The sequence below is a fragment of the Defluviimonas sp. D31 genome (assembly GCF_033436765.1).
Taxonomy (GTDB): Bacteria; Pseudomonadota; Alphaproteobacteria; order Rhodobacterales; family Rhodobacteraceae; genus Albidovulum.
On sequence record NZ_JAWQFN010000016.1, the window covers coordinates 31,637 to 43,583 of the forward strand.

At 67.5% G+C, this 11,947-nt stretch carries 10 protein-coding genes; 5 read left to right on the forward strand and 5 right to left on the reverse strand.

What is annotated here, in order from left to right:
- Window positions 1–6 precede the first annotated feature (6 nt).
- From R5H32_RS18765 to R5H32_RS18775, 3 genes are read left to right on the forward strand one after another with little or no spacing between them, the layout of a single operon-like run.
- On the forward strand, window positions 7–294 hold the full coding sequence (locus tag R5H32_RS18765) for a sarcosine oxidase subunit delta (protein ID WP_263340156.1): 288 nt from the start codon (window positions 7–9) through the stop codon (window positions 292–294).
- Window positions 291–3,314: a sarcosine oxidase subunit alpha family protein gene (locus tag R5H32_RS18770; protein WP_412099047.1), complete on the forward strand. Its 3,024-nt coding sequence runs from the start codon at window positions 291–293 to the stop codon at window positions 3,312–3,314. Before R5H32_RS18765 ends, R5H32_RS18770 begins: the two co-directional genes overlap by 4 nt.
- Window positions 3,307–3,879, forward strand: a complete 573-nt coding sequence (locus R5H32_RS18775) for a sarcosine oxidase subunit gamma (RefSeq protein ID WP_318340217.1) — start codon at window positions 3,307–3,309, stop codon at window positions 3,877–3,879. The genes R5H32_RS18770 and R5H32_RS18775 overlap by 8 nt, the downstream gene beginning before the upstream one ends.
- Before the next feature lie 172 nt (window positions 3,880–4,051).
- On the opposite strand, the gene R5H32_RS18780 is transcribed toward R5H32_RS18775, so the two are convergent.
- The gene (locus tag R5H32_RS18780) at window positions 4,052–5,053 is read right to left on the reverse strand and encodes a GlxA family transcriptional regulator (RefSeq protein ID WP_318340218.1); all 1,002 of its coding nucleotides are present in this window, start codon (window positions 5,051–5,053) and stop codon (window positions 4,052–4,054) included.
- 124 nt (window positions 5,054–5,177) lie between these two features.
- Here R5H32_RS18780 and R5H32_RS18785 point away from each other — a divergent pair, with 124 nt between their 5' ends.
- Window positions 5,178–5,834, forward strand: a complete 657-nt coding sequence (locus R5H32_RS18785; RefSeq protein ID WP_318340219.1) for a helix-turn-helix domain-containing protein — start codon at window positions 5,178–5,180, stop codon at window positions 5,832–5,834.
- A gap of 14 nt (window positions 5,835–5,848) precedes the next feature.
- On the opposite strand, the gene R5H32_RS18790 is transcribed toward R5H32_RS18785, so the two are convergent.
- From R5H32_RS18790 to R5H32_RS18805, 4 genes are all read right to left on the reverse strand, one after another.
- The gene (locus R5H32_RS18790) at window positions 5,849–6,889 is read right to left on the reverse strand and encodes a DUF3445 domain-containing protein (RefSeq protein ID WP_318340220.1); all 1,041 of its coding nucleotides are present in this window, start codon (window positions 6,887–6,889) and stop codon (window positions 5,849–5,851) included.
- A 9-nt stretch (window positions 6,890–6,898) separates the two neighbouring features.
- On the reverse strand, window positions 6,899–7,864 hold the full coding sequence (locus R5H32_RS18795) for a PDR/VanB family oxidoreductase (protein WP_318340221.1): 966 nt from the start codon (window positions 7,862–7,864) through the stop codon (window positions 6,899–6,901).
- Window positions 7,861–8,472 carry a dimethylamine monooxygenase subunit DmmA family protein gene (locus tag R5H32_RS18800; protein ID WP_318340222.1) on the reverse strand — a complete coding sequence of 204 codons (612 nt, stop codon included), beginning with the start codon at window positions 8,470–8,472 and terminating at the stop codon, window positions 7,861–7,863. Before R5H32_RS18800 ends, R5H32_RS18795 begins: the two co-directional genes overlap by 4 nt.
- 72 nt (window positions 8,473–8,544) lie before the next feature.
- On the reverse strand, window positions 8,545–9,678 hold the full coding sequence (locus R5H32_RS18805) for an aminomethyltransferase family protein (RefSeq protein ID WP_318340223.1): 1,134 nt from the start codon (window positions 9,676–9,678) through the stop codon (window positions 8,545–8,547).
- A gap of 472 nt (window positions 9,679–10,150) precedes the next feature.
- Here R5H32_RS18805 and R5H32_RS18810 point away from each other — a divergent pair, with 472 nt between their 5' ends.
- Window positions 10,151–11,761 (forward strand): APC family permease, encoded by a 1,611-nt coding sequence (locus R5H32_RS18810; protein WP_318340224.1) that lies wholly within the window; start codon window positions 10,151–10,153, stop codon window positions 11,759–11,761.
- Window positions 11,762–11,947 lie beyond the last annotated feature (186 nt).

An 11,947-nucleotide genomic window follows, 5' to 3' on the forward strand; every position in this document is an offset into this window, starting at 1 on the left:
CCCGACATGATCATCAACCACCCCCTGCTCGGCCCGCGCGACAGCCAGGAGTTCATCTATCTCGGCGACGCGAACCTGATCGAGCGTCCCGACTGGCAGGCCGCGAACGCCGTCGAGACGTTCCACGACTACCTCTACCTCCGTGACAACCCGGCCGGAGAGCACCGCGAGCTCTGGTACCACGAACAGGGCGACCGCAGCTGGCTCGTCGTCACCCGCAACACCGTCACCCACGAGATTTCCAAGGTCGAACTGGCCCGCGACGTGGCCCGGTCGAAGGGGCGCAGCAAATGAACCAGATGAACCGCATCAACGGCCAGCCGCTCGGCGGCGCCCACGGCACGGGCGTGCCCCGCCCGGGCCAGGTCAACCGCCTCGCCGGCGGCCAGATCGACCACGCGAAGACGCTGACCTTCCGCTTCGACGGAAAGTCCTTCCAGGGCCACCCCGGCGACACGCTCGCCTCGGCACTTCTGGCCAACGGCGTCCGGCTGATGGGCCGCTCCTTCAAGTACCACCGCCCGCGCGGCCCCCTGACCTCGGGCTCCGAGGAGCCGAACGCGCTGGTCGAGCTGCGCTCGGGCGCGCGGCAGGAGCCGAACACCCGCGCCACCGTGGCCGAGCTCTTCGACGGGCTCGAGGCGACGAGCCAGAACCGCTGGCCCTCGCTCTCCTTCGACGCGATGGCGATCAACGACCGGCTGTCGACCTTCCTGACGGCGGGCTTCTACTACAAGACCTTCATGTGGCCGAAGGCGTTCTGGGAAAAGCTCTACGAGCCGATCATCCGCCGCGCCGCGGGCCTCGGCAGCCTGTCGATGGAGACCGACCCCGACCTCTATGACAAGGGCTTCCTGCACGCCGACCTCCTCGTCGTCGGCTCCGGCGCCGCCGGCCTCGCCGCCGCGCTGACCGCCGGACGGACGGGTGCGCAAGTGATCCTCGCCGAGGAGGACTTCCTCTTCGGCGGCCGCCTGATCGCCGAGAGCTACCGGCTCGGCGCCGGCTCGGGCGCCGACTGGGCCGCCGCCGCGATCGCCGAGCTGGCGTCGCTGCCGAACGTGCGGCTGATGTCGCGCACCACCGTCATCGGCGCCTTCGAACACGGCATCACCGGCGCGGTGGAGCGGGTCTCCGACCACCTCGCCCAGCCCGCCGCCGGCAAGCCGCGCCAGATACTCTGGCGGATCTACGCCAAGCGCACGCTCCTCTGCGCCGGCGCGATCGAGCGGCCGATCCCGTTCGAGAACAACGACCGCCCCGGCATCCTGCTCGCCGGCGCGATACGCGCCTATGCCAACCGCTGGGCGGCGACGCCGGGCAAGACGGTCGCGATCTTCACCAACAACGACGACGGCCTCAGGACCGCGACCGACCTGATGGACAAGGGCGTGAGCGTCGCCGCGGTGATCGACACGCGGCCCGAGGGCAAGACGCTGGCCGGGACCACCCATCTCAAGGGCGCCACGGTCATCGACAGCGCCGGCCGGCTCGGCCTGACCGGGATCACCGTGCGGCTCGGCACCGGCGAGACGCGCCAGATCGCCTGCACCGCGCTCGGCGTCTCGGGCGGCTGGAACCCCAACGTCCACCTGACCTGCCACCAGCGCGGCCGCCCGGTCTGGGACGCGAAGATCGCCGCCTTCGTGCCGGGCGCCGACCTGCCGCCGGGCATGAGCGTCGCCGGCGCGGCGATGGGCGACCTCACAACCTCCGGCGCGCTCGCGTCCGGTGCCGCGGGCGCGGTCGCGGCCCTCGACGCGCTCGGCATCACCGCCAAGACGGCGGACCTGCCCGAGGCCGAGGACGCGCCGGTGAACGTGACACCCTTCTGGTACGTCAAGCACGGCAAGGGCCGCGCCTGGATCGACCAGCAGAACGACGTGACCGTGAAGGACGTCAAGCTCGCCCACCAGGAGGGCTACCGCTCGGTCGAGCACCTCAAGCGCTACACCACGCTCGGCATGGCGACCGACCAGGGCAAGACCTCGAACATGGCCGGTCTCGCGGTCATGGCCGAACTGACCTCGAAGTCGATCCCGGCGACCGGCACGACGATCTTCCGCCCGCCCTACACGCCGGTGCCGATCGCCACCTTCGCCGGCCGCTCGGCGGGCAAGGACTTCCGCCCGGTGCGCCAGACGCCCTCGCACAAATGGGCCGCCGAACAGGGCGCGGTCTTCGTCGAGGTCGGCATGTGGAAGCGCACCCAGTGGCTGCCCCGCCCCGGCGAGACCCACTGGCGCCAGTCGGTCGACCGCGAGGTGCTGGCCACCCGCAACTCGGTCGGGATCTGCGACGTGACCACGCTCGGCAAGATCGACGTGCAGGGCACCGACGCGGCCGAGTTCCTCAACCGCGTCTACGCCAACCCCTTCGCCAAGCTCGCCGTCGGCAAGGTCCGCTACGGGCTGATGCTGCGCGAAGACGGGATGGCGATGGACGACGGCACCACCGCGCGGCTCGCCGAGGATCATTTCGTCACCACGACCACGACCGCGAACGCCGTCGGCGTCTACCGCCACATGGAGTTCTGCCGCCAGTGCCTCTGGCCCGACCTCGACGTGCAGATCATCTCCACGACCGAGGCCTGGGCGCAGTTCTCGGTCGCCGGACCCAACGCCCGCAAGCTCCTGCAGAAGATCGTCGACCCCGAACACGACATCTCGAACGAGGCCTTCCCCTACATGGCCTGCGGCGAGATCACCGTCTGCGGCGGCCTGCGGGCGCGGCTTTTCCGGATCTCGTTCTCGGGCGAGCTCGCCTACGAGATCGCGGTGCCGACGCGCTATGGCGACGGGCTGATCCGCGCCATGGTCGAGGCCGGCAAGCAGTACGACGCGGTGGTCTACGGCACCGAGGCGCTCGGCGTGATGCGGATCGAGAAGGGCCATGCCGCCGGCAACGAGCTCAACGGCACCACGACCGCGCGCAATCTCGGCATGGCCGGAATGGTGTCGAAAAAGAAGGACGCGATCGGCTCGACGCTTTCCGAACGCGAAGGCTTGAACCGCGGCGACGTGCTGGCGCTCGTCGGCTTCCGGCCGGTGGACCGGTCGCGGCCGCTCGTCGCGGGATCGCATTTCATCAATGTGGGCGCCGAGGCCACTGCCGCGAACGACCAGGGCTACATGACCTCGGTCGCCTTCTCGCCGAACCTCGGCCATTCGGTCGGGCTCGGCTTCCTCAAGAGCGGCGGCGCCCGCAAGGGCGAGACGCTCCGCGCCGTCAACCCGCTGAACAACGAAGAGGTCGAGGTCGAAGTGGTCAGCGCCCACTTCATCGACCCGGAAGGAGACCGCCTCCGTGCCTGATCACAGCCTCGCCCCCCTGCTGCCGCTCGGCGGCGCCACCCCGCGCCGCGACACCTTCGCCGGCCTCACGATCACCGAGAACCCCGATGTCGCGATCGCCTCGGTCGCCTGCCGGATGGGCCGCGACGCCGATCTCGCGAAGGCCGCCGCGGCGCTCTTTGGCGCCGCCCTGCCGGGGCCCGGCCAGATGGCGGCGAAGGGCGACTGGGCCCTCTTCTGGACCGGCCCCGGCCAGTGGATGGCCACCGCGCCCTTCGCGACCCACGAGGACATCTCGCGGATCGTCAAGGCGGGCCTCGGCGACGCCGCCTCGGTGACCGAGCAGACCGACGCCTGGGTGCGCTTCGACATCGACGGCGCCCGCGCGCCCGACATGTTCGAGCGGCTCTGCATCCTCGACACCCGCCGGATGGCGGCGGGCAGCGCCAACCGCACGATGATCGAGCATCTCGGCGCCTTCGTCCTCTGCCACCGCGCGGGCGAGGCCTTCAGCGTGCTCGGCCCGCGTTCGGCCGCGGCCTCGCTGCACCACGCCCTGGTCGCGGCGGCGACAAGCGCGATCTGAGGCGGCCTTGACCTGACGGGCCGGATGACCCCTCGGCGCTTCCCTCCCCCCTCGTGGGGGAGGGATAGGGAGGGGGGCGGCTGACCGCGAAGCCCCCCACCCCCATCCCCTCCCCACGAGGGGGAGGGGAGGCGCCCGGACTCCCCGCGAAATCTCCCGGCCGGATCGTGGCCTAGACCGAGGGGATCGGCGCGTTCCCATGGACGCGGATCGAGTTGATCGCCTTGCGGTCCTCCTGCGGTGTCACGCCGAAGGCCTGGATGTAGTGGCGCACCATCGGCGTCGAGCTCGCGTAGCCGACCGACAGCGCGATATGCGTCATCGTGTCGTTGGAATAGAGCGCGAGTTGGCGCGCCTTCTTCATCCGGAGCATCCGGTAGTATTTCAGCGGGCTCTGCCCGGTCGCGCGCTGGAACGTCCGGTCGAGCTGGCGCGCCGAGAGCGCCACCGCCTCGGCTACCTCGGCGATCTGGATCGGCTGCTCGACATGTTCGGCAAAGAGCCGGATCGCCTTCGCCACCGCCTCTGGCAGCATGTCCTCGGTCCGGTCTGTCCGATGCGTCGGGATCCGCTGGCTCACGTCCTCGCCGCGCACCAGGGGATGCTGGAACCAGCAGGCGACCTCGGTCATGGTCTCGGCGCCGAGTTCGGCGTCGATGAGCCCCAGCATCAGGTCGAAGACCGCCGCCGCGCCGGCCGCGGTCACCCTGCCCCGGTCGATGGTGATGACGTTGGCGCTGGCCCGGATCTCGGGAAACTCGGCCTTGAACGCCGCCTCGTAGCACCAATGCACCGCGCAGGTATGGCCGTCCATCAGCCCGCTCCGCGCCAGCGGGAAGATCCCGCCGCTGAAGCCGCCGATCGCGACCCCGTGCCTTGCCAGCTTCCGCACCGCAGCGTTCGCGGCGCGCGGGTTGACGAAACGTCCGGCCGGACCGCTGAGGAAATACAGCTGGTCGACGCCGTCGAGATCGGCGAGCCGCACATCCGGGTCGAACCCGACCCGCGCGCTCGACCCCACCCGTTCGCCGGTCTCGCCCACCACGGTCCACGAAAACGCCTCGCGCCCGACGATCTCGTTGGCCGCGCGCAAGGGCTCGATCGCAGAGGTCAGGCAGGCCATCGGGAAGCCGGGGAAGATCAGGAAGCCGAGGTACTTGCTATTCTTTTTCATCGCGGAGTATGGTGGTTTCACTTGCAGGAATATCTTTCTACCCCATATAAGGCCGCGATTTCCTGCGTTGGCGTCGTTCTGGCAGACTAGCGCAGCGGCGCAGCCCAAAGGAAGAGGTCATACCGTGAACGCTCCGAAGTCGAAGACGGCCGCCGCCGCCTCGCCCCTGCAGCAGGATCCGCACCGCACCTCCGAACCGCGCGAGAAGGTGCTCGAAGTGGCGATCGGCCGCGCGGTGCGCAGTTTCCGGCGCCAGAAGGCGATGACGGTCGCGGAACTGTCGAAGCGCACCGGGCTCTCGATCGGCATGCTGTCGAAGATCGAGAACGGCGTCACCTCGCCCTCGTTGACGACGCTGCAGACGCTGTCGCACGCGCTCTCGGTGCCGCTCACCGCCTTCTTTCGCCGCTACGAGGAAAACCGCGAGGCGATGCATGTCAAGGCCGGCGAGGCGGTCGAGATGGAGCGCGCGGGCACACGCGCGGGCCACCAATACCACCTCCTTGGCCACATCGGCGCGAATGCGAGCGGTGTGATCGTCGAGCCCTACCTGATTACGCTCACCGAGCTGTCCGACGTGTTCCCGACCTTCCAGCACGACGGGATCGAGTTCCTGCACATGCTCGAGGGCGAGGTCGAGTACCTGCACGGCGACGAGACCTACCTCCTGCAGCCGGGCGACAGCCTGATCTTCGACGCCGACGCGCCGCACGGGCCGGTCGGCTTGAACAAGCTGCCGGCCCGTTACCTGTCGATCATCACCTATCCGCAGGCGGACTGAGGGCGGACCGGGCCTCAGTCCGGCCAGATTCCCGGCGAAGTCGGCGCGCCGTCGTCGTATTTCGACAGCCATTCGACGATCTTCGGCCGGTTGTTGACGAAGCCCTTGTAGGTCGCGAGCTCCACCGGCAGGTCGCGGATCACGCGGTGGAAGCGGCGCCCCCATTTCGGCACCGTCACCAGGTCCTCGAGCCTGATCAGGTAGCAGCGGATCGGGAACACTAGCGCGTTCGAGCGCGGCAGGCGGAACAGCGTCTGCAGCTCGACCCTGAGATGCATCATCCGGCCCACGTTCTCGGCCGTCAGCTCCTGCTTCATCGCGCCCCACTTGTGGTAGTTCTCGGGGCTGGTGTCCAGAAGCGGGTTGATCGTCATCGTCCAGTTCAGCCGCCGTGCCGGCGCGCCCTGCTGGATATTGAGCAGGAACTTCAGCGCGCGGACGAAGACGCCCATCTCATGCGCCTTCGGCACCGGGGCATGCCATTCGAAGAAGTTCATGCCGATGTCGAAGTCGAGCGACCAGTCGGCCTGGGTGGTGACCATGCCGGCGTCCATCCACAGGTTGTCGTCGCGCTGGTCGAGGATGGCGAAATCGCCCTGGGTCTGACGGGTGATGTATTCCATCGGCCCGTAGGGCAGCGTCGTCTCGTCGAGGAAGGTGAAGGTGTCGTCGATCCCGAGCGGCCGGTTGATCCAGCGCCAGCGGTCGCCGTCGCGATGGAGCTCGAAGAGATCGGGATATTCCTCCGCCTTCGCGGTCATGATCAGTTCGACCAGGTCCCAGCCCGCCAGCGTCATGTGCGGCAGCGACTGGCAGCGCAAGGGATCGTCGGCCAGCACCCGCGCCCGGTCCTTCATCTCGGCGACATAGTGCTCGTCGACGTCGAAGGTGCGCTCGTAGACGCTGCCCGGCCGGTAGGATTTGTGCGGCTCGAGGTTGACCGAGTACATGTAGCTGTCCTCGGGGAACGGGAACGGGAACCGTTGCACCGCTTTCGGCGAGTTGCGGAACGTGAAGTCGCCGTAGAAGGTCTCGTCGTTGAAATTGATCGTCATCCTCGCCTCCTATCGGTCGAGCACGAGGGTCTTGCCCTCGAACCGCGACACGCATGGCATGATCTTCTTGCCGCCGGATTTCTGGTCGTCGGTCAGCCAGTGGTCGTTGTGCAGGAACTTGCCGTCATAGCCGATCACGTCGGTCTCGCACTGGCCGCAGGCGCCGCCGCGGCAGAGATAGGGCGCATCGACGCCGGCCTCCTCGATCGCTTCCAGAAGGCTCTGGTTCTCGCCGACCTTGATCACCTTGTTCGACAGCGCGAGCTTGACCTCGAAGGGCTTGCCCGAGGCCGGGGCGAGGAATTCCTCGTGATGGACCGCCTCGCGCGGCCAGCCGAGCTCCTCGGCGCTCTTGCGCACCCAGGCGATCATCCCCTTCGGCCCGCAGACATAGAGATGCGTGCCCAAGGGCTGGCCGTCGAGCAGGCGTTCGAGCTTGATCGCCTCGCCGCGGTCGTCGTGGTAGATGTGCACGCGCGTCGGATGGGTGGCGTGCAGCTCGTCGGCATAGGTCGCGAGTGCCGCGGTGCGCACGGCGTAATGCAACTCGAAATTGCCGTTCATCGCGGTGAGTTGCTTGATCTGCGCCATGAACGGCGTGATCCCGATGCCGCCCGCGATCATCAGGTGCTTGCGCGCCCTGAGATCGAGCGAGAAGAGGTTGACCGGATTGCTCACCACCATCTTCATGCCCTGATGGACCTTGGTGTGCATGTAGAGCGACCCGCCCCGGCCCGCATCGTCGCGCCGGACCGAGATGCTGAAGCCGCTGCGGTCGGCCGGATCGCTCATCAGCGAATAGGGGTTGAGCCGGGTGCGGCCCCCGTCCTGCATCTCGACAACGGTATGCGCGCCGCCGGAAAAGGTCGGCATCGGCCCGCCGTCGCTGCGGACGAAGCGGAACCGGGTGACAAGCTCGTTCACCGGGGTGACGTCGGCCACGGTGACGTCGATCTTTTCTGTTCCTGCGCTCATCTGAAACGCTCCACCGGTTCGGGAATATTGCCGGGATCCTCGGCGTCGACGCGCACGCCCTGGAAGGCGGCGAGCCGGCGCGAATAGTGATCGCGAACGAAGAGGTGCAGGCCGCAATGCGAGCAGACGAAGGGATCGGTGGTCACGTCCTCGGTGATGCCCTTGCAGTGGACGCACTGCATGCGCCGCGCGGTCGAGCCGCGATGCTCGGCCTGAATCGCACCATAGGGAATGCCGGCCTGCGCGGCCTCCTGCATCGCCTGGCCCATCAGGCTCTCGGTGCCGGCGAGATAGACCTGTAGGCCCATATGCGCGCCGAGAAGCGTGCGGCGGATGCGCGGCACAGCGGCCTCGTAGGTCGGTCCCGAATAGAACTGCGAGGGCTTCAGGCCGCGCAGGCGCTCGGTATAGGTGCCGGCGGTCGTCTTGCGGATATGGATGATGTGGGCTTGGGCGAAGAAGTCCCTGGGCGCCACTTCGGCGAGGGCGAGGATCGCCTCGGCGCCCTCGGCATCGGCGATGAGAAGATGCGCCTTGCCCGGCCGCGGTTCCAGCCGGCTGTAGACCGGTCGGCTGGCGATCGACGGCGTGATCGTGGTTTCAATCATTGATGGATGCTCCTCCCTGTCGGTGCGGCCGGAGCGCGGCGCGGGGGTTTGGCCCCGCGCCGCGCCGCCGTCTCAGCCCTTGGCCGTGCGGCGCTTCTTCTCGGGGTCGTAGAACGGCATGGAATGGGCGACACAGGGAATCTCTCCGGCCTCGCACTTGACCGTCATCCGCACGCCGTCGACCGCACATTCGACCGGCATCCGCGCGATCGCGATGTTGTGCTTGTTGAGGCTCGAATACATCCCTTGCGTGACCACGCCGACCTGCTTGCCGTCCTTCGTCAGCGCCGCGCCGTTTTCCGGCACCGTCGTGCCCTCGAGCTTCAGCCCGTAGATCTTGAACCGCTCCTTGCCCTTCAGCCGGTAGTGCTCCTCCGCGCCGCGGAACCCGGTCTTGCCCGGCGAGACGGTGAAGTCGAGCCCGAGTTCCCAGAGCGTGTCGCCCGGCCCTTCGTTGTCGAACGGATACATCTCGGAGTTGTCGTAGGGGAAGAACAGGAGGTAGCTTTCCGTCCTGAGGAGGTCGAGCGTGGTGAAGCGGCAGGGGATGATCCCCATCGACGCGCCTTCCTCGAGGATGCGGTCCCAGATCGCCGGCGCGTCCTGGCCGCGGCAGAAGATCTCGTAGCCGCGCTCGCCGGTATAGCCGGTGCGCGAGATCGTCACCGGCAGGCCGAAGAGCGACGTGTGCATGTGGCTGAAGTAGTTGAGCTGGCGGATGCCCGGCACATGCTCCTGCAGGTACTCGACGGCGAGCGGCCCCTGCAGCGACAGGTCGTGGAGATTGTCGTCGAAGCGGACCGAGACGTCGCGGCCGGTCGCGGCCATCGTCAGCTGCTCATGCGCCTGACCCGAGCCATGCACGACCATCCAGCTGTTCGGCCCCATCCGGTAGATGACGCAGTCGTCGACGAACTTGCCCGCGTCGTTGAGCATCGCCGCATAGGCCGAGCGGCCCGGCATGATCTTCTCGACATTGCGCGTGGTGGCGCGGTCGATGACATGGCTCGCGGCCGGGCCGGTCAGATGCACCTTCTTCAGCCCCGACACGTCCATCAGACCCGCCTTGGTGCGGATCGCGAGGTACTCCTGCTCCGGATCGCCGGAATAGGACCAGGCCGTGCCCATTCCGCTCCAGTCCTCGAGGCCCGAGCCGAGCTTTCGGTGCCGCTCGCCGAGGGTCGAGAATCGCCAAGATGCCGTCATGCGTAACTCCCTGATGCTGCTCCGCCGAGTGATGGGCCGGCGGTTCGGATGGATTGATGTTGACAGAAGGCGGGTTTCGAAAGCAACACTTAACTGAATATTATTTTCCTAAGAGGCAACAAATGCCGGCTTCCGGGCTGAAATCGTTGCTCAATCCCCCCCTCGGCGAGGGTGAGCCGGCGCGCGGGCGTGACATCGCCCTCCGGGTCCCTGCCGCCGCGTTGTGCGAAATTGCACTGGGTAAACATACGCTTATGGGCGCTATGGCGCGCCGAATCACTTCGCGCCGTCAATGCGGCGCGGCGCCGCAGCCCATCCCGCCCTCCTCCCCGGCTGGAGAAGAAGCCGGCCCCTATCGCCGCCGAAACATCGCGAATCGGTTTCGGCTTGCGGGGACCGGATCAGTCCCGGCGAACCGCCGCGACATGGCCCACGAGAAGACCAAAGTCACCCAACAGGACAGGAAAACGCGATGACCGACACAATCTTTGACAGCTCCGGCACGGGGGCGAAGGCGGGCGAAGGCGGCATGCTGTTTCGCACGATCGGCTGGAAGGACGCCTTCTGGATGGCCTCCGGCGTTCCGGCGCTGGTGCTCTTCTCGATCGGCGGCATCGCCGCGACGGTCGGCAACCCGTCCTGGGTGATCTGGATGCTCTCGGTGACCTTCGGCTTCATCCAGGCCTTCACCTATGCCGAGATCGCCGGGCTCTTCCCCAACAAGTCAGGCGGCGCCTCGGTCTACGGCGCGGCCGCCTGGGTGCGCTATTCGAAGATCATCGCGCCCCTGTCGGTCTGGTGCAACTGGCTCGCCTGGACCCCGGTGCTGGCGATCGGCTCCGGCCTCGCGGCGGGCTACATCCTCAATTCCTTCTTCGGCGCCGAGGCAGCAATCAGCACCTGGCAGATCACGCTGGTCGATCTCGGCTTCGTCAACGAGGGGCTGACGCTGCGGATCAACGCGACCTCGATCATCGGCACGGTGATCCTGCTCGCCGTCTTCGCCGCGCAGCACCACGGCATCTCGCGCGCCGCCAAGATCCAGACCTTCATCGGCCTCGCGGTGCTGATCCCGCTCCTGATCGTCGGCCTCGTGCCGCTGCTGACCGGTGACGTCCTCAACGCCAACCTGATGCCGCTCCTGCCGAGCTCGGGCGCCTGGGACACCAACGGCTGGACGCTCTTCCTCGGCGGCCTCTTCATCGCCGCCTGGTCGACCTACGGCTTCGAGACCGCTGTCTGCTACACCAGCGAGTTCCGCAACCCGAAGACCGACACCTTCCGCTCGATCTTCTTCGCCGGCCTCGTCTGCATCGTGATCTTCTCGCTCGTGCCCCTGGCCTTCCAGGGCGTGCTCGGGGTCGAGGGCATCCTCCAGCCGGGCATCGTCGACGGCACCGCTGTCGCCGGCGCGATGGCGCACATGGTCGGCGGCGGCTCGGCGGTGGCGGCGATCATGGTCGTGATGCTCTGCCTCGCGCTCGTCTTGTCGATCATGACCTCGATGGCGGGCTCCTCGCGCACGCTCTACCAGGGCTCGGTCGACGGCTGGCTGCCGCGCTACCTCAGCCATGTCAACGAGCACGGCGCGCCGACCAAGGCGATGTGGACCGACCTCGGCTTCAACCTGATCCTGCTGATGATGTCGGACTACCTCTTCATCCTCGCCGCCTCGAACGTCTGCTACCTGGTGTTCAACTTCCTCAACCTGCATTCCGGCTGGATCCACCGCATCGACAGCGGCCATGTCGAGCGGCCCTGGAAGGCGCCGAACATCCTGCTGTGGCTCGGCGGCATCCTCGCCTTCTTCAACGCGCTGCTGATCGGCGCCGGGGCCAACGTCTGGGGCGAGGGCACGCTGCGCACCGCGATCTTCGCGATCCTCCTGATCGTGCCGGTCTTCGCCTGGCGGCACTGGGTCATCGACAAGGGCAAGTTCCCGCACGAGATGCTCGAGGACCTGACCGTCGGCGGCGTCGATCCCGACCACGGCAAGCGCAGGGCAGGCTTCCTGCCCTACCTCACGATCGCCGCGGGCATCGCCGTCGTGGTGATCGCCAACCAGATCTTCCAGCTGGCGTAAGCCAGCCGAAACACCCTGCCCGGGCGGTCCTCCGCCCGGGCCTTACTCTGCGAAGGGCGCCGATCTTCACGCGCCGATTATTTTCCTATCCTTAATATTTGTTTCTTCGTAGTTGATGTGTGTTCGGGATGGTGCTAGCGTTTTGGTGAGGCGATCCAAGGGAGTCGAAGATGTGCGGGATTGTGG

What these genes read in the sequence shown, in the direction of transcription:
- R5H32_RS18765 (WP_263340156.1), top strand. Translation starts at nt 7, where the DNA reads ATGATCATCAACCACCCCCTGCTCGGCCCGCGCGACAGCCAGGAGTTC.
- R5H32_RS18770 (WP_412099047.1), top strand. Translation starts at nt 291, where the DNA reads ATGAACCAGATGAACCGCATCAACGGCCAGCCGCTCGGCGGCGCCCAC.
- R5H32_RS18780 (WP_318340218.1), bottom strand. Translation starts at nt 5,053, where the DNA reads ATGAAAAAGAATAGCAAGTACCTCGGCTTCCTGATCTTCCCCGGCTTC.
- R5H32_RS18790 (WP_318340220.1), bottom strand. Translation starts at nt 6,889, where the DNA reads ATGACGATCAATTTCAACGACGAGACCTTCTACGGCGACTTCACGTTC.
- R5H32_RS18795 (WP_318340221.1), bottom strand. Translation starts at nt 7,864, where the DNA reads ATGAGCGCAGGAACAGAAAAGATCGACGTCACCGTGGCCGACGTCACC.
- R5H32_RS18800 (WP_318340222.1), bottom strand. Translation starts at nt 8,472, where the DNA reads ATGATTGAAACCACGATCACGCCGTCGATCGCCAGCCGACCGGTCTAC.
- R5H32_RS18805 (WP_318340223.1), bottom strand. Translation starts at nt 9,678, where the DNA reads ATGACGGCATCTTGGCGATTCTCGACCCTCGGCGAGCGGCACCGAAAG.
- R5H32_RS18810 (WP_318340224.1), top strand. Translation starts at nt 10,151, where the DNA reads ATGACCGACACAATCTTTGACAGCTCCGGCACGGGGGCGAAGGCGGGC.